The sequence below is a fragment of the Cupriavidus malaysiensis genome, assembly GCF_001854325.1.
Lineage (GTDB): Bacteria > Pseudomonadota > Gammaproteobacteria > Burkholderiales > Burkholderiaceae > Cupriavidus > Cupriavidus malaysiensis.
Window position 1 is genome coordinate 2,868,506 of sequence record NZ_CP017755.1, and the last position, 17,317, is coordinate 2,885,822.

General features: G+C 70.2%; 15 protein-coding genes. 8 read left to right on the forward strand and 7 right to left on the reverse strand.

Going from position 1 to position 17,317, the window contains the following annotated elements; all coding sequences use genetic code 11:
* Positions 1-10 precede the first annotated feature (10 nt).
* From BKK80_RS32075 to BKK80_RS32105, 7 genes are all read left to right on the forward strand, one after another.
* Positions 11-478, forward strand: a complete 468-nt coding sequence (locus tag BKK80_RS32075) for a chemotaxis protein CheW (RefSeq protein WP_071018378.1) — start codon at positions 11-13, stop codon at positions 476-478.
* Positions 475-1,779 carry a CheR family methyltransferase gene (locus tag BKK80_RS32080; protein ID WP_335582967.1) on the forward strand — a complete coding sequence of 435 codons (1,305 nt, stop codon included), beginning with the start codon at positions 475-477 and terminating at the stop codon, positions 1,777-1,779. The genes BKK80_RS32075 and BKK80_RS32080 overlap by 4 nt, the downstream gene beginning before the upstream one ends.
* Positions 1,772-2,467, forward strand: a complete 696-nt coding sequence (locus BKK80_RS32085) for a chemotaxis protein CheW (RefSeq protein WP_071073490.1) — start codon at positions 1,772-1,774, stop codon at positions 2,465-2,467. The genes BKK80_RS32080 and BKK80_RS32085 overlap by 8 nt, the downstream gene beginning before the upstream one ends.
* Positions 2,464-4,851 carry a hybrid sensor histidine kinase/response regulator gene (locus tag BKK80_RS32090; protein ID WP_071072751.1) on the forward strand — a complete coding sequence of 796 codons (2,388 nt, stop codon included), beginning with the start codon at positions 2,464-2,466 and terminating at the stop codon, positions 4,849-4,851. Before BKK80_RS32085 ends, BKK80_RS32090 begins: the two co-directional genes overlap by 4 nt.
* Positions 4,851-5,882, forward strand: a complete 1,032-nt coding sequence (cheB, locus tag BKK80_RS32095) for a chemotaxis response regulator protein-glutamate methylesterase (RefSeq protein ID WP_071073494.1) — start codon at positions 4,851-4,853, stop codon at positions 5,880-5,882. The genes BKK80_RS32090 and cheB overlap by 1 nt, the downstream gene beginning before the upstream one ends.
* A gap of 65 nt (positions 5,883-5,947) precedes the next feature.
* The gene (locus tag BKK80_RS32100) at positions 5,948-6,958 is read left to right on the forward strand and encodes a response regulator (RefSeq protein WP_197524048.1); all 1,011 of its coding nucleotides are present in this window, start codon (positions 5,948-5,950) and stop codon (positions 6,956-6,958) included.
* A gap of 258 nt (positions 6,959-7,216) precedes the next feature.
* Complete coding sequence (locus BKK80_RS32105; RefSeq protein WP_071072753.1) at positions 7,217-7,753, forward strand: dihydrofolate reductase family protein; 537 nt, start codon at positions 7,217-7,219, stop codon at positions 7,751-7,753.
* Between the two features lie 120 nt (positions 7,754-7,873).
* On the opposite strand, the gene BKK80_RS32110 is transcribed toward BKK80_RS32105, so the two are convergent.
* From BKK80_RS32110 to BKK80_RS32125, 4 genes are all read right to left on the reverse strand, one after another.
* Entirely contained in the window at positions 7,874-8,200 is a 327-nt protein-coding gene (locus BKK80_RS32110; protein ID WP_071018370.1) for a helix-turn-helix transcriptional regulator, read from the reverse strand.
* A gap of 280 nt (positions 8,201-8,480) precedes the next feature.
* A complete protein-coding gene (locus tag BKK80_RS32115; RefSeq protein WP_071018368.1) occupies positions 8,481-9,983 on the reverse strand; it encodes a tripartite tricarboxylate transporter permease in 1,503 nt (500 codons plus the stop codon).
* Between the two features lie 12 nt (positions 9,984-9,995).
* Complete coding sequence (locus tag BKK80_RS32120) at positions 9,996-10,457, reverse strand: tripartite tricarboxylate transporter TctB family protein (protein WP_071018366.1); 462 nt, start codon at positions 10,455-10,457, stop codon at positions 9,996-9,998.
* 524 nt (positions 10,458-10,981) lie between these two features.
* Complete coding sequence (locus BKK80_RS32125; protein ID WP_071072755.1) at positions 10,982-12,400, reverse strand: MATE family efflux transporter; 1,419 nt, start codon at positions 12,398-12,400, stop codon at positions 10,982-10,984.
* A gap of 289 nt (positions 12,401-12,689) precedes the next feature.
* Between BKK80_RS32125 and BKK80_RS32130 the strand changes: the two genes are divergently transcribed.
* Positions 12,690-13,202: a MarR family winged helix-turn-helix transcriptional regulator gene (locus tag BKK80_RS32130; protein WP_071022186.1), complete on the forward strand. Its 513-nt coding sequence runs from the start codon at positions 12,690-12,692 to the stop codon at positions 13,200-13,202.
* A 51-nt stretch (positions 13,203-13,253) separates the two neighbouring features.
* Here BKK80_RS32130 and BKK80_RS32135 read toward each other — a convergent pair whose 3' ends face one another.
* From BKK80_RS32135 to BKK80_RS32145, 3 genes are all read right to left on the reverse strand, one after another.
* Positions 13,254-14,216: a tripartite tricarboxylate transporter substrate binding protein gene (locus BKK80_RS32135; protein WP_071072757.1), complete on the reverse strand. Its 963-nt coding sequence runs from the start codon at positions 14,214-14,216 to the stop codon at positions 13,254-13,256.
* A gap of 82 nt (positions 14,217-14,298) precedes the next feature.
* On the reverse strand, positions 14,299-15,036 hold the full coding sequence (locus tag BKK80_RS32140; protein WP_071072759.1) for an enoyl-CoA hydratase/isomerase family protein: 738 nt from the start codon (positions 15,034-15,036) through the stop codon (positions 14,299-14,301).
* Positions 15,037-15,114: 78 nt separating this feature from the next.
* Positions 15,115-17,226 carry an acetate--CoA ligase family protein gene (locus BKK80_RS32145; protein ID WP_071072762.1) on the reverse strand — a complete coding sequence of 704 codons (2,112 nt, stop codon included), beginning with the start codon at positions 17,224-17,226 and terminating at the stop codon, positions 15,115-15,117.
* Between the last annotated feature and the right edge of the window lie 91 nt (positions 17,227-17,317).

Below are 17,317 nucleotides of genomic sequence, written 5' to 3' on the forward strand. Positions count from 1 at the left end.
CGAGGCCGCCATGAAGCTCTTCCTGCTGTTCGGCATCGGCGCCGACCGCTATGCACTCGATGCCGGCGAGGTGATCGAGGTGCTGCCGCTGACGGCGCTCAAGCAGATCCCCGGCGCGCCCGCCTGGGTCAGCGGTCTGCTGACGCACCGCGGCGGCCCGGTGCCGGTGATCGACCTGAGCGCGCTCGCCACCGGCGCGCCGGCGGCCGCGCGCACCAGCACGCGCACGGTGCTGGTGCACTACCGCCGCGCGGGCGAGACGCAGGTGCATTGCCTGGGCCTGCGCCTGGAACGCGCCACCGAGACCCTGCGCTGCGATCCCGCCGAGTTCGTCGACGGCGGCATCGCCGCGGGCGAAGCGCGCTACCTGGGCCCGGTCCGGGCCGATGCGGGCGGGCTGGTGCAATGGGTCCGGGTCGACGCGCTGCTGCCTGCGGCCGTCCACGCCCTGCTGTTCGCGGCGGCGGAGGCATCATGAACCGCCTCGCCCCCATGAGCCTGCCGGCCCAGATCGCGGCGCTGCTCAAGCAGCGCACCGGGCTGGATGCCGAAGCCCTCGGGCCCGGCGCCATCGCGCGCGCCGTGCAACAGCGCCTGGATGCCATCAATGAAACCGATCACCAGGCCTACTGGCTCAGGCTGCACGGCGAAACGGAAGAGTTCCAGGCACTGATCGAGGCCGTCGTGGTGCCCGAGACCTGGTTCTTCCGCCATCGCGAAGCGTTGCACGCGCTCAGCCGCTTCGCCGTGCAGCGGCTGCGCGGCATCGATCGTCCGCTGCGCCTGCTCAGCCTGCCCTGCTCCACCGGCGAGGAGCCCTATTCGATCGTCATGGCGCTGCTCGACAGCGGCGTTCCCGCCCACCGCTTCCAGGTCGAAGCCGTCGACATCAGCGCGCTGGCGCTCGAGCACGCGCGCGGCGGCCGCTATCGCGACCATGCCTTCCGCAGCGGACCGCTGGACTTCCGCGACCGCTATTTCCGCAGCGCGGCGGGCAGCTACCAGCTGGACGAGCGCGTACGGGCCCGCGTGCGGCTGCGCCGCGGCAACCTGCTGGAGCCCGGCCTGCTCGACGGCGAGGCGCCGTTCGACTTCGTCTTCTGCCGCAACCTGCTGATCTACTTCGACCCCGCCACCCAGCGCCAGGCCGTGGCCGCGCTCGCACGCCTGACGCATCCGGACGGCATGGTCTTCGTCGGCCCGGCCGAGGCCAGCCTGATGACCGCACGCGGCTTCCACTCGGCCAAGGTGCCGCTGGCCTTTGCCTTCCACCCGCCCGGCCATGCCGCCGCGCAGGCGCCGGCCGTGGCGTCGCGGCCAGCGCCGATGCCGGTGCCGCCACGCCCGCCGGCACGCCAGGCCGCCCCCCTGGCGCGCCGGATCCAGCCTGCGCCGCGCGCCGCCGACACCTCCGCCTCCCCTCCGGTCCACCCGCCCTCCGGCAGCGCCACCGATGCCGGCAGCGCGCAAGCGCTGGCCCGCATCGCAGCGATGGCCGACGGCGGCGCACTGGAAGCCGCGACGCGGGCCTGCGAGGATTGGCTGCGCGCCCACGGCGACAACGCCGATGCCCACTGCCTGCACGGCATCCTGCAGGATGCCGGCAGGCTGCCGGCGCTGGCGCGCGAGTCGTATCGCAAAGCCTTGTACCTCGACCCCACGCACGAGGAGGCGCTGCACCACATGGCCGCGCTGCTCGAAAGCGAAGGCGATGCGCAAGGCGCGCTGCGCCTGCGCCAGCGCGCCGAGCGCCATGCACGGGACCGACGCCATGCTTGAAGCCGGCCTGCCCCCACCTTCCGCCGAGCCAGCCATCGACGCCTGCTGGCGCCGCATCGGCGTGCGCGGCGACGGCAGCTGCGAGCGGCTTGCCGGCTTCGTCCACTGCCGTAACTGCCCGGTGTACGCGCAGGCCGCGGTCGCGCTGCTGGACACCATGGTGGCCGGTACCTCGCCGTCCGCCGGCGCGCCGGCGGGCGCGCCCCGCGCGACGCACCAGCCCGGGACGGAACACGGACCGGCGCTGTCCTGCCTGGTGTTCCGCGCCGGGCAGGAATGGCTGGCGCTGCCGGCCACCGCCCTCGGTGAGATCACCACGCCCTGTCCCATCCATTCCCTGCCCCACCGCCGCCACGCCGCCGTGCTGGGCGTGGCCGGCGTGCGCGGGCAACTGCTGGCCTGCATCAGCCTGGCCACGCTGCTGGGAGGCCAGGCCGCGGCGCAGGACGGCGCCGCGCCAGGCACGCGCGTGCTGGTGCTCGGCCAGGGCCGCGCCGCCATCGCCCTGCCGGTGGACGAAGTGGCCGGTGTGGAGCGCTTCGCGCAGGACCGCGTGCTGCCGCTGCCCACCACGCTCTCGCGCGTCGCCCTGCCCTACCTGCAGGGGGTGCTGCACAGCGGCGGACGCCACGTCGGCCTGCTGGATCCCGACCGCCTGCGCCAGGCCCTGCTGGAGATCCTCGCATGAATCCCGAGCAACTCCGCGATGCTTCGCTGCTGGAGCTGTTCGCGCTCGAAGCGGAAGCGCAGACCGCCGTGCTCAACGACGGGCTGCTGGCGCTGGAGCGCGATCCCGGGGCCGCCCGCCAGCTCGAGGCCTGCATGCGCGCCGCGCACTCGCTCAAGGGCGCGGCACGCATCGTCGGCCTGGAAGAGGCCGTGCGCGTGGCCCATGCGATGGAGGACTGCCTGGTCGCCGCCCAGCAGGGCAGCCTGCGCCTGAGCGCAGCCCACATCGACGCGCTGCTGGAGGGCACCGACCTGCTGCAGCGGATCGGCCAGCCCGGCACGGCACCGCACGAGCAGGTGTCACGCATCGAGCCCTTGCTGGCACAGCTCGAGGCGCTGCTGGCCGCGCCACAGGCGCCGGCGGCGAAGCCGTCGGCGGGCGTCCCCGCGCCGGAGGCCGTCGCTGCCGAGGCCCGCGCCTTGAGCCCAACCGTGACGGAACCGGACCTGGTAGCGGAGGCCATGGCCGCGCTATCGATGCCGGACTTCGGATCGCTATCCTCCCTGTCCGCGCCGGCCACGCCAAGCGCATCGGCCACGCCAAACGCATCGGACACGCCGACCGCGCCGGCGCCGCAGGCGGATGGCCGCGAGCGCGTGCTGCGCGTCAACGCCGAAACGCTCAACCAGCTGCTGGCCATGGCCGCCGAAGGCATGGTGGAATCGAACGGCCTGCGGCAATTCGGCGACGCCATGCAGCAGATGCGCCGCCTGCAGATGCGCGCCACGCGCGCGCTCGACACGGCCCGCGCCGGGCTGTCCACCGAAACGGCGGACCAGCGCGGCCTGGCCGCGCTGGCCGAAGCGCAGGACCTGCTGGCCGGCATGCATCGCCAGTTCGCCGAGCACCTGGCCGGCTTCGAGCAGTACGACCACCGCGCCGGTCGGCTGTCGCGCCGCTTGTACGACACGGCGCTGGCGTGCCGCATGCGGCCGCTGTCCGACGCCATCGCCGGCCACACCCGCATGGTGCGCGACCTGGGCCGGACCCTGGGCAAGCAGGTGCGGCTCGAACTGAGCGGGGCGCAGACGCAGGTGGACCGCGACATCCTGGAGCAGCTCGACGCCCCGCTGGCCCACTTGCTGCGCAACGCCGCCGATCACGGCATCGAGCCTCCTGCGCAGCGCGTGGCGCAGGGCAAGCCGGCGGAGGGATGCATCACGCTGCACGCGCGGCACAACGCCGGCCGGCTGATCATCGAGATCGCCGACGACGGCGCCGGCGTGGACCTGGAGCGCCTGCGCAGCGCCATCGTGCGGCGCGGGCTGGCGAGCGAGCAGACCGCCGGCAGGCTGTCGCAGGGTGAGCTGCTCGAATTCCTGCTGCTGCCGGGCTTCAGCATGCGCGACACCGTGTCGGAGATCTCGGGCCGCGGGGTCGGGCTGGACGCCGTGCAGGAAATGATCCGCCAGGTCCACGGCAGCCTGCGCCTGTCGCAGCGCAGCGGCGAAGGCATGCAGATCCACCTGGAGCTGCCCTTGACGCTGTCGGTGGTGCGCGCGCTGCTGGTGGAGGTCGACGGCGAAGCCTATGCCTTTCCGCTCGGGCGCGTGCAGCGGGCCACGTCGGTGCCGCGCGATGCCATCGAGCAGCTCGAGGGCCGCCAGCATTTCCACTTCCGCTTCGCGCAGCGCCAGGTCGGCCTGGTCGAGGCGGCCCAGGTGCTGCAGCGCCCCGTCGGCGCGGCCGTGCGCGATGAAGTGCCGGTGGTGGTGATCGGCGAACACGAACACACCTACGGCATCGCCGTCGACCGCCTGCTCGGCGAGCGCACGCTGGTCGTGCAACCGCTGGCCGAGGCGCTGGGCAAGGTCAAGGATATCGCCGCGGGCAGCCTGACCGACGACGGCACGCCGGTGCTGATCTTCGACATCGACGACCTGCTGCGTTCGGTCGAGCGGCTGGTGGCCGAGGGCGGCGTCGCGCGCGCCCGGCAAGCCGGCACCGAAGCGGAAACCCTGCGGCGCCGGCGCGTGCTGGTGGTCGACGACTCGCTCACGGTGCGCGAGCTGGAGCGCAAGCTGCTGGCCGGGCGGGGCTATGATGTCGGGGTGGCGGTCGACGGCATGGACGGCTGGAACATGCTGCGCGCAGAGTCCTTCGACCTGGTCATCACCGACATCGACATGCCGCGCATGGACGGCATCGAGCTGGTCACCAGGATGAAGCAGGACACCGCGCTGCGGCCGATCCCGGTCATGGTGGTGTCATACAAGGACCGCGAGCAGGACCGCCGCCGCGGCCTGGAGGCCGGTGCGGATTACTATCTGGCCAAGGGCAGCTTCCACGACACAGCGCTGCTGGATGCGGTGCGGGACCTGATAGGCGAGGCGCGCGCATGATGAAGATCGGTATCGTCAACGACTCACCCGCCGCCGTGGCCGCGCTGCGCCGCGCGCTCGCGCAGGATGCGTCGCTGACGCTTGCCTGGGTGGCGGCCGATGGCGCCGAGGGCGTCAGCCGGGCCGCGCGCGACACGCCCGACCTGATCCTGATGGACCTGTTGATGCCGGTCATGGACGGCGTCGAGGCCACGCGGCGCATCATGGCGGCGACTCCCTGCCCCATCGTGGTGGTCACCACCGACGTCGAGCGCAACACGCGCCTGGTCTTCGACGCCATGGGCCATGGCGCCATCGATGCGGTCGACACCCCCACCCTGGTCGAGCCCGACGCGCAGCGCGCTGCGGCTCCGCTCTTGCGCAAGATCCGCACGGTGGCGAGCCTGGTGGGCGGGCAGAGCCGGCAGCCGGCGGCCGCGCCGGAGACGCCGCGACGCTCCACCACCCAGCGCCTGGTGGCAATCGGCGCCTCGGCCGGCGGCCCGGCGGCGCTGGCCACCCTGCTGGGCGCGCTGCCGGCGGAATTCCCGGCGGCGATCGTGGTCGTACAGCACGTCGACGAGGCCTTTGCGGCCGGCATGGCAGCCTGGCTGGACGAGCAATGCCGGCTGCCGGTCAGGCTGGCGCTGGACGGCGAGGCGCCGCGGCCGGGCACCGTGCTGCTGGCCGGCACCAACGACCACCTGCGGCTCACCGGCGCGACGCAGATGGTCTACACGGAGCAACCGAAAGACTGCCTCTACCGGCCGTCGATCGATGTGTTCTTCGACAGCGTGGCGACCCACTGGGCCGGCGACGCGACGGGCGTGCTGCTGACCGGCATGGGACGGGACGGCGCGATCGGGCTGAAGGCCATGCGCGAGCGCGGCTTCCTGACCATCGCGCAGGACCAGGCTTCCAGCGCTGTCTACGGCATGCCCAAGGCCGCGGCGGCGCTCGGCGCCGCCCGCGAGATCCTGCCCCTGGAAAGGATCGCCGCGCGTCTGCAGAGCGTGGGCGGCGGGGCGATGTTCGGCAAGCAACCGGGGTAGCACGGCGGTCCCTGCCGGCCGGCACGACGCCAGCGGGGCCCGTCCAGCGATATTGAGGAAGTGAGATGGCAACACAAGGTGAATTCGGCACCGGCGGCGGCAACCAGTACGACTACCAGGCCATGGTGTTGCTGGTCGACGACCAGGCGATGGTGGGAGAAGCGGTGCGGCGCGCTCTGGCGGGCGAGCCCGACATCGACTTCCACTACTGCGCGCAACCCGCCGAGGCCATCGGCGTGGCGGAACTGACGCGCCCCACCGTGATCCTGCAGGACCTGGTGATGCCCGGCGTGGACGGCCTGACCCTGGTCCGACGTTACCGCAACAATCCTGCCACGCGCGACATCCCCATCATCGTGCTGTCGACGAAGGAGGAGGCGCAGATGAAGAGCGCAGCCTTCTCGGCAGGCGCCAACGACTACCTGGTCAAGTTGCCTGACAGCATCGAGCTGGTGGCACGCATCCGCTACCACTCGCGCTCCTACCTGAACCTGCTGCAACGCGACGAGGCCTACCGCGCCCTGCGGCAGAGCCAGCAGCAGTTGCTGGAGATCAATCTCGAACTGCAGCGCCTGACCAATTCGGACGGTCTCACCGGCCTGTCCAACCGGCGCTACTTCGACGAGTACCTGAACGCCGAATGGCGGCGGGCGCAGCGCGAGCAGAGCCAGCTTGCGCTGCTGATGATCGACGTCGATGCCTTCAAGGCCTACAACGACACCTACGGCCACGTGGCCGGAGACGAAGTGCTGCGGCGCGTAGCCAGCGTGATCCGCGAGAACTGCGCGCGGCCGGCCGACCTGCCGGCCCGCTTCGGCGGCGAGGAATTCGCCATGATCCTGCCGGCCACCTCGCCGGGCGGCGCGCGCCTGCTCGGCGAGAAGGTGCGCCGCGCGATCGAGGCGCTGCAGGTGCCGCACGAAGGTTCGCCGACCTCGCCGTGGCTCACGGTCAGCATCGGCGGCGCGGTGATCGTGCCGGCGCCGGACCAGGTCTTCAGCCGCCTCGTCGAGCTGGCCGACACCGGCCTCTACCAGGCCAAGCGCAACGGGCGTAACCAGGTGCTGATGGCTTGAGGCGTGAGGGGCCCGGAGGTATCGGGGCCGCCGGGATCCTCGCCAGCCTCGGCAAGGCGGCCCCATCCCGGGAAAATCCACCTCGGAATGGACCGCACACTGCGCCACGGGTATTGCTTTCGCGATGCTTCCGCCGGGCATCCAGGGCACCGCGTGGCTGTACGCATCAATCTTTGCACCGCCCCTTGCACCAGCGGTCGCAGCCGGCTGAATCCGCGGTCATAGTCGGCTATCCAGGCACCACAGACTTCATCGACAATGATCACAGGACACGTCTTTATCGCCACCAGCCTTGACGGCTTCATCGCGCGGACCGATGGCGACATCGGCTGGCTGCTGGAACGGGATGATCCGGCGGAAGACCATGGTTATCCGGCCTTCATCGCCGACAAGGACGCGATCGTCATGGGCCGGGGCTGCTACGAGAAGGTCCTCACGATGGGCGAATGGGTTTACGACAGGCCCGTGCTCGTACTGTCGCGGCAATTGGCCGGCAAGCCGGTACCGGATAACTTGCAGGGAAAGGTGCGCTTCTCGGACAGCACGCCCGCGCAAGCGATGGCGCAACTGGAGGCCGCCGGCGCGCGCCGCGTGTACGTCGATGGCGGCCGCCTGGTCCAGTCGTTCCTGCGCGATGGCTTGATCGCCGACCTGGTCATCACCACGGTGCCGGTATTGATCGGGGCAGGCAGGCCACTGTTCGGCGCCCTGCCGCGCGACGTGAGCCTGGCACTGGAATCGAGCCGGCGCTTTCCTTCCGGCCTGGTGCAGTCGACCTATCGCGTGCTGGCCTGATCCGCGGCGATGTGGTGATGAGGCATGGGGCTGGCGCATCCGGCGCCGCGATCGGCGCTGCCTCGGCGGGCGCAGCGTGACAGCGCCGTCATCGCCCGTTCGTCGCCCGTACGTCGCCCGTCAGCCGCCGTCTTCCCGGCCCTGGCCCGGCGAGGGCTCGTTGCCGCGCTCCGACTGCAGGATGTCCAGGTGCGCGAGATAGCGGTCGAGCTCGGCGCGGCCTTGCTCGGTGATGCAGTAGACCCGGCCGCTGCCTTCGACCAGTTCGGCCGTGATGGCCCTGGCGATCATCAGGCTGCGCAGGATGGGCCGCAGCGAGCGGATGTTCTTGTCGATGCCGTGCTCGCGCAGGCGGTCCACCAGGTTCAGCACGGTCGCGGGCCGTGCCTTGACGAACTTCAGGATGTAGAGGCGCGAAACGAATCGGTCGAGTGTGGGTGTCTTCATGGGCACTGGCCCCGCGCCGCCGGCAGGCCGCCAGCAGGCACGGGAGGAAATGACATCAGGCTCAGGCCATGACTGCTGCTCCGGCAGTCGGCGGCTTCTCCATCATCGGCGCGGGCGCTGCCCGCATGCCGGGACCCGCTCGGGCCCCTGGGTCGGTCGATCCGCGCCGCGGTGCGCGCGGGCGGTCATGCAAAAAAAAAACGGGGTGCCCCAAGAGCACCCCGAGTACCACTTCATCTTGCGCGCGCCGGCCGGATGGCCGGCGCCTGGTCGTGGGGCGTCACTCTTCCTGGAACGCTTCCTCGCGCTTGGCCTTGATCGAGGGCAGCGCCACCACGGCAACCAGCGCGGCCGCGGCGATCAGCAGGCCGAGCGACAGCGGGCGGGTGACGAACACGCTGAACTCGCCGCGCGACAGCAGCAGGGAACGGCGGAAGTTCTCTTCCATCATCGGCCCCAGCACGAAGCCCAGCAGCAGCGGTGCCGGCTCGCACTTCAGCTTCAGGAACAGGTAGCCGATCACGCCGAAGCCAGCCGCCATGAAGACGTCGAAGGTCTGGTTGTTGACCGAATACACGCCGATGCCGCAGAACACCAGGATGGCGGGGTAGAGGAAGCGGTACGGCACGGTCAGCAGCTTCACCCAGACGCCGATCATCGGCAGGTTCAGGATGATCAGCATCAGGTTGCCGATCCACATCGAGGCGATCAGGCCCCAGAACAGCGCGGGGTTGCTGGTCATCACCTGCGGGCCCGGCTGGATGTTGTGGATGGTCATCGCGCCCACCATCAGCGCCATCACCGCGTTGGGCGGGATGCCCAGCGTCAGCAGCGGGATGAAGGAGGTCTGTGCCGCGGCGTTGTTGGCCGATTCCGGACCTGCCACGCCTTCGATCGCGCCCTTGCCGAATTCGTGCGCGTACTTGGAGGTCTTCTTCTCCAGCGAGTACGCCGCGAACGAGGCCAGTGCCGCGCCGCCGCCCGGCAGGATGCCCAGCGCCGAACCCAGGAAGGTGCCGCGCAGCACCGCCGGGATCATGCGGCGGAAGTCTTCCTTGGTCGGCCACAGGTTGGTCACGTGGTCGGTGAAGGTCTCGCGGGCTTCCTTCTGCTCCAGGTTCGCGATGATTTCCGCGAAGCCGAACATACCCATGGCCAGCGCGACGAAGTCGATACCGTCGGTCAGTTCGGGGATGTCGAAGGAGAAGCGCGCGGCGCCCGAGTTCACGTCGGTACCGATCAGGCCCAGCAGCAGGCCCAGCACGATCATCGCCACCGCCTTCGGCAGCGAGCCCGAGGCCAGCACCACGGCACCGATCAGGCCCAGCACCATCAGCGAGAAGTACTCGGCGGGACCGAACTTGAAAGCCAGTTCCGACAGCGGCGTGGCGAAGGCGGCCAGGATCAGCGTGGCCACGCAGCCGGCGAAGAACGAGCCCAGGCCGGCGGTGGCCAGCGCCACCCCGGCGCGGCCGCGCCGTGCCATCTGGTAGCCGTCGATGGTGGTCACCACCGAGGACGATTCACCGGGCAGGTTGACCAGGATGGCGGTGGTCGAGCCGCCGTACTGGGCACCGTAGTAGATGCCGGCCAACATGATCAGCGCGGCCACCGGCGGCAGCGTGTAGGTCACCGGCAGCAGCATGGCGATGGTGGCCAGCGGCCCCAGGCCCGGCAGCACGCCGATCAGGGTGCCCAGCACGCAGCCCAGGAAGGCATAGGCCAGGTTCTGCAGCGACAATGCCGTGGAGAAGCCCAGGGCAAGGTGTTCGAACAATTCCATGGGACCGACTCCTTAACCGGTGATGAAGGCAGGCCACACCGGCATCTGCAGATTGATGCCGTACACGAAGGCGCCGAGGCTGATCAGCACCAGCACCACGCCATTGAGGAGCGCGCCCTTCCAGCTGAATTCATGGCTGGCCATCGACGACACCAGCACCAGCACGAACACCGACAGCACCATGCCGAGCGGCTTGAGCAGCAGGCCGAACAGCACCACCGAACCCAGGATCCACAGCAGGGTCTTCAGGTCCCAGCGCGCCAGGTGGTCTTGCTCGCCCTTGCTCGACAGCGAGCCGATCAGGACCAGCGCGCCCAGCAGGGCGAGCACCAGCCCGAGCAGGAATGGAAAGTAACCGGGTCCCATCTTCGCCGCCGTTCCCATGGAATAGCCGCGTGCGACCCAGGAAAAGCTCAAACCGACCAGAATGAACATCAGGCCGGAGGCAAAGTCCTTTTGGCTGCGTATGCGCAAAACGATTCTCCTCGAAGTACACGAAATGCATCTGCCGCACATCTCTGTTGCTGCCCGGCAGTCCCCCCTCAGCGTCGGTACATTGACCCCATCCGCCCGAGAATGGGTGCAACGTTAGATAGGTGTGCTTTCATCCGCCTTTCAGTTGTCTTGAACTAGGGGTATTCACCGATGCGCTGCCTGCACGCGCGCCGCGCGTGCCGATGCGTCGCGATCCCAGCCATGTCAAGCGAATCCGGCCGTTTGCGGTCAACATGTCTGAGGGAAAGGACATCGAGGCGGCGCCTGTCTGTCTGCTCGCCTCCGGAGACGAAACAGTACGCCCTTACAAAGAGCTTTCATTTCAGGCTTCAGCCAGAGGGGACGGCGCAGGCCATATCCGCGGCGATGCGGATGAAAGCCATCCGAAAGGAAGACCCGCCCTGCACAGGCGGCACGGCCGGCGGCGATGATCGATGCCCGCAGTGGCGGAAACCGGCGGCAGGCGCCGCCGGAAAACAACGGGGCATGCACCCCGCGCGCGGCTAGCTGCGCGGATTGGCGCGCACGCCGGCCGGCACCGCGGCCGGCACACTGCCGGCTGCCAGCATGTGGCTGGCGCGCCAGGTGCCACGCAGGTAGTAGAGCGTCGCCAGCGTCACCGACACCACCGAGCCCACCGGGAAGCTCCACCAGATCGCGCCCGCGCCGAAGGGCCCCGAGAGCACGCTGGCGAACGGCAGCCGTACCAGCCACATCGACACGAAGAGGATGACCAGCGGTGCCATCACCGCCCCGGTGGCACGCACCGTGCCGAACAGCACGATGGTGAAGCCGAACAGGATGAAGGACCACAGCACGACGGCATTGATGTGCTGCGCGATCTCGATGGCCTCGCCGTCGCCCGGCAGGAACAGGCCCAGTGCATGGCGGTTGAATACGTAGATCAGCGCCACCAGCGCCCCCGTCATGGCGAGGTTGAAGGCCAGCCCGGTGCGCGTGATGCTGTTGACGCGGTGCCACAGCCCCGCACCGACGTTCTGCGCCACCATCGACGACACGCTCGCGCCTACCGCCAGCGCCGGCATCTGCACGTAGGTCCACAGCTGCGACGCCACACCGTAGGCCGCCGTGGTCTGCGAGCCGTGGCGGTTCACCAGCGACATCATCACCAGCGCCGATGACGAGATCACCACCATCTGCATGCCCATCGGCAAGCCCTTGACTACCAGCGAACGCAGGATGGCGAGATCGGGCCACAGCAGCGACAGCTCGCCGCGTGGCAGCCAGAGGAAGTGGCGGCGGCGGCGCAGCAGCGCCAGCATGGCCACCAGGCTGGTGGACTGCGCGATCAGCGTCGCCAGCGCCGAGCCGGCGATGCCCAGCGCCGGCACCGGTCCGGCGCCGAAGATCAGCAAGGGGTTGAGCGCCACGTCGAGGCCGACGGACAACAGCATGAACCAGAACGGCGTGCGCGAATCGCCCGCGCCGCGCAGCGTCATCATCACGAAGTTGTAGAAGTACATGAAGGGCAGCGCGACGAAGATGATGCGCAGGTAGGCGATGGCGAACGGCGCCGCGTCGGCCGGTGTGCCCATGGCCAGCAGGATCTCCGGCGTGAAGACGTAGCCGAAGGCCGACGCCGCCACCGACAGCAGCACGAAGAAGGTGGTGCTGGTGCCCACCACCCGCCGCGCCTGCGCGATATCGCGCGCGCCCACCGCCTGCCCCACCAGGATGGTGTTGGCCATGCTGACGCCGAACACCACGCCGAGCAGGAAGAACAGGATGATGTTGGCGTTGGACGTGGCGGTCAGCGCCGCTTCGCCGAGGAAATGGCCCACCCAGATCGAATTGATCGAAGCATTGAGCGACTGCAGGATGTTGCTGCCCAGCACGGGCAGCGAAAACAACAGCAAGGTCCGTGCGATGGGACCGGTGGTGAATTGCGCCTTGTTCTTCATCTTGGCCTGTCGGGTCGGCTGGTGACTGGTGGCTCGGCAAAGCACCATCTTCGTGCGAGTCGGCCGATTCTGGCAAGCGCCGGGAGCGGCAGCGCCATTCAGGGTGCCCGCGCCGCCGATCGCTGCGATAATGTCAGGCCACGAACAACTTGCCATCCCGACCATGCGCAGCGCAAGCCAGGGCCCCCGCAAACGCCCCCAAGCCGCCCAGGCGCCCCGGGCCGAGGAGCGCGCGGCGGCCACGCCGCCTGCCGGCGCCGCCGGCGACCCCGCGGCCGACGCCCGCCAGTTGGCGCACCGCCCGGTGCCGCGCGCCGGAGAGGGCAAGCGCGGCGAAGCCGGCCACCTGGGCTACCTGCTGCGCCAGGCCAGCGCCGGCAACCGCCTGCGCATGGAGCGCGCGCTGTCCGACCTCGGCGTCACTTCGCCGCAATTCGTCGTGCTGACCATGGCCGGCGCCTATCCTGGCCTGTCGGGTGCCGACGTCGCCAGGCTGGCCCTGCTGACGCCGCAGACCGTCAGCGTGATCGTCGCCAACCTGGAGAAGGCCGGCGCCATCGCGCGCCGGCCTCACCCCGTGCACGGACGTATCCAGGCCATCGCCCTGACCGCCGCCGGGGAAGCCCTGCTGGCACGCTGCCGCGAACGCGTGATGGTCAACGAGGCGCGCCTGCGCGCCACCCTGTCGCCAGAGGAAGAGGCGGTGGTACGGCGCTGGCTGGCAAGCCTGGCGCTGGATGCGGATGACGCGGACGCTGCGGCGGACGCGGATAAAGCGGGCGACGCAGGAAGCGGCGGCTGAAACACATCGCGCCCTTTCGCGCCGACGGCCCGCGCGCGCCCCTGCCGCCCCCTACTCCAGCCGGATATTGCCGGCGCGGATCAACTGCTGGTAGAAGGCATCGTCCTTGAGCAGTTGCCGGCTGAACTCGGCCGGCCCCTGGAAGGACGGGTACTGGCTGAAACGGATCAGCAGGCCTTTCATGTCGGGCGCGGACATCACCCGCCCGGCCGCCGCGGCATAGCGCTCGACCGCCGCCTGCGGCGTAGCGCGCGGCGCATAGAGCGCAAACCAGCTCGGCAGCGCCAGGTCGAGATCCTGTTCATGCAAGGTCGGCACGTCGGGCAGCTCCGGATGCCGCTCGGTGCCGGTCACCGCCAGCGCCTTGAGCCGGCCGGCCTTGATCTGCGGCAGCGCGACGCTGTCGTAGATCACGTCGATACGCCCCGCCAGCAGATCGTTCATCGCCTCGGCCGAGCCCTTGTAGGGCACATGCAGCATGTTCACGCCGGTCTTCATGCCGACCACGGCGCCCTGCAGGTGGGTGATGGTGGCCAGGCCGGCGGAGCCGTACGACACCTTGCCCTCGTGCGCCTTGGCGTAGGCGATGAACTCGCGCATGTCCTTGGCGGGCAGGTCGCGCCGCGCCGTGACGATGCCGATCGAAGACGACAGCTTGGCCACCGGCACGAAATCCTTCAGCGGGTCGTAGGGAACGGCGCGCAGGTGAGGCGTGATCACGTGCACGGCGGTAGGCGCCAGCAGCAAGGTACTGCCGTCCGGCGGCGCGTTGGCCACCGACTGCGCGCCGATGGTGCCGCCCGCGCCGACCTTGTTCTCCACCACGAAGGGCGTGCCCAGCTCGCGGTTCATGCGTTCGGCAAACAGCCGTGCCAGCGTATCGGCATTGCCACCGGCGGGGTAAGGGACCACCAGCCGCACCGGCCCCTTGTAGTCGGCCAGCGCGGCCGGTGCCGCCGCACAGCCCGCCATCAGCGCCAGGCCGGCGGCCAGCGCCCTGAAGGTTCGCGTCATGTTCCCGGTCTCCTGCGCGCGGCGCCGGCCGGCATGCGCCGGGCCCCGCCGCCGTTGTCATCCGCCCCTGCGCCGCCGGCGCTCAGCGCCCCTGGTACTGCGCGCTGCGCTTCTCGCGGAAGGCGCGCATGCCTTCCTGCGTATCCTCGCTCTCGCGCACCACGGACAGCTCGCGCACGGCATCCGCCATCAGCTCGGAAGGGCCCTTCGGCATCACCGTCTGCGCGACGAAGCGCTTGAGCGTGGCCAGCACCAGCGGTGCCGAGCGCGACAGCTCGTCGGCCATCTTCAGCGCGGCTTCCACCTGGCCGCCGACCGGCACGATGTCATTGACCAGGCCCACCTCGCGCGCGCGCTGCGCATCCACGGTGCGCCCGAGCAGCATCAGCTCCATGGCGACCTTGTGCGGCACCCGTGCCGCCAGTCCCGCGATCATGCCGCCGGTGAAACCGAGGCGCGCCTCCGGGTAGGAAAAACGCGTGTTGTCCGCAGCCACCGCCAGGTCGCACATCATGTGGAGCACCAGCGCCCCGCCCACCACCCAGCCTGCGGTGGCGGCAATGATGGGCTTGTCGGTGACGAAGCCCGAGCCCGGGATGCAGCGCCACAGTTCCGGCAGGTTGCCGACATCGGCGCCGGCCGAGAAGGCCTCGTTGCCGGCGCCGGTGATGACCGCCACGCGCTGCGCGGACGCGTGGAACTCGCGGAAGCCCTGCTGCAGCAGCTCGGCCGTCTCCTTGCAGATGACGTTGCGCTTCTCGGGGCGGTTCAGGGTGAACAGCGTGACCTTGCCATGCTGTTCAATGGTGACGACGCTCATGCTCTTTGTCTCCTTGTCCGATGTTGTCCTTGCCGGCAAGCTTCCGGCAGCCTCGCGGCGACCCGCTGCCGCGCGCGGCTAGCCGATGCGCGCGCGCGCATCCACCGCCACGCAACCCGCGCCAGCGGCGCGCACCTTGAGCGGATTGACTTCGATCTCGAAGTCGCGCTCGCGCAGGGCATGCGCCAGCCAGCCCATGCGGACGATGACGGCGGCCAGCGCCTCCACATCCAGCGCCGGCCGTCCGCGCCACCCCTGCAGCAGCGGCGCCACCCGCAAGCGCGCCAGCGCCGCCAGCGCGCTCTCGCGTGACAGCGGTGCCGGCAGCACGACGATGTCCCGCAGCAGCTCGACCAGGATGCCGCCGCTGCCGAGCACCACCTGCGCGCCGAACTGCGCGTCGCGGCGCGCGCCGACCAGCAGTTCCAGCTCCCCCTCTTCCTGCGCCTGCAAGGAGAAGCCGGTGATGGAAGCCTGCGGCGCCAGCGCAGCGATGCGCTCGCGCATGGCCTGCAGCCCGGCGCGCAGCGCCTGCGCATCGGCCACCCCCAGCAGCACGCCGCCCACCTCCGACTTGTGCACGATCTCGGGCGACACCACCTTGACCACCAGTGGAAAGCCGATGGCCGCACTGCCGGCCACGGCGGCCTCGGCGTCGGCGAACACCTGGCCACGGTTGACCGGGATGCCGGCACTGCGCAGCAGCGCCTTGGCCGCGGCCTCGTCGAGGGTGCCAGCCAGGCCGGCCGGCAGGACCATGTCCACGCCCGGCTGCGCCACCGATTCCGGCCGCCAGGCGGACCAGCGGCACCAGGCCGCGAGCGCCTCCACTGCCTCGCCGAGGCTGTTGGTAAAGGGCACGCCCGCCTCCAGCAGCCGGGCGCGTGCCGCAGCGGCGGCCTTGCCCGGCTGCATCACGAACAGCATCGGCTTGCCGCTGGCCGCGCCACCCTGTGCCAGCCGGGCGGTGGCATCGGCCAGCGCGGGCGCGGTGGTCATCACGAACAGGCCGAGGTCCGCCTGGGCATCATCCAGCGCGAGGGCCGCCGTGCGCTCGCCGACCTCGGCGGCGTCCGCGCCGTCCTCATGGCGGCGCCCGCCGAGGTCGATCGGATTGCCTGCCTGGCCTTCGGAATACAGCGCCGCCAGCGCTTGCTGCGTGGCCTGCCCGAAGCGCGCCAGCGGAATGCCGGCTTCGGACAGGCGGTCCGCGCTGAGCGCGCCGCCACCGCCCGAGGTGGTGACGATGACGGCGCGCTCGACCTGCCGCGCCGGGTAGCGCGCCATGGCGGCCGCCAGCACCAGCATGGCGGCAGGGTCGTCCATCAGCACCACGTTCTCGCGCCGGCAGACGGCCTCCAGGCTGGCATGGTCGCCCGCCAGGCTGGCCGTGTGCGAGAAGGCCGCACGGCTGCCGTCGGCGGTCTTGCCGGCCTTCACCGCCAGCCAGGGCTTGCCGGCGGCGCGGGCGCGCCGCGCCAGCTCGATGAAGCGCGCGGGCGACTTGATCCCTTCGATGTAGGTGCAGATCACCCGCGTGCGTGGGTCGGCGATCAGGAACTCGACGAAATCGCACAGTTCCAGGTCGGCCTGGTTGCCCACCGAGACACAGTGCGTGAAGCCGATGCCGATGTCGTAGGCGCGATCGAACAGCGTGGCCATCAGCGCGCCGCTCTGGCTGACGAAGCCGATCGGACTCTCGATCAGGGTGTCGACCTCGAGCGCCGGCGACGAGCACAGCACCAACCGGTTGGCCGGACTGATCACGCCCAGGCAGTTCGGCCCGATCAGGCGCATGCCGCGCGCGTTGGCGATCTGCACGATCTCCCGTTCGAGCGCCGCGCCTGCGGCGCCCGCGTCCGAGAACTTCGAGGTGATGATGATGCCGGCCCGCGCGCCGCGTGCGGCACAGGCCGCCACCTGTTCCTTCACCTTGGGCTGCGGCACCGCCATGATCACCATGTCTGGCGCCTCGGGCAACGCGTCGATGCTCGGAAACGTCTTCAGCCCGAAGAGCGTCTCGCGCACCGGGTTGATCGGGTAGACGGTGCCGCCGTATTGGTGCTTGAGCAACATGCGGAACAGCCGTCCGCCGAACTTGCCCTGATCTTCCGATGCCCCGATCACCGCCACCGAGCGCGGGGAGAGCAAGGCCGCGAGATTGTCGGCCGAGGTCTTTGCTGGGTCCATGCTTTGTCTCCGTCTTGTCGTTCTTCTGGCGCGGGCCGGATCGGCGTCCGGCTTCCGCTGCACTGCATGCCCGGCGTGCCCGCACGGCGCG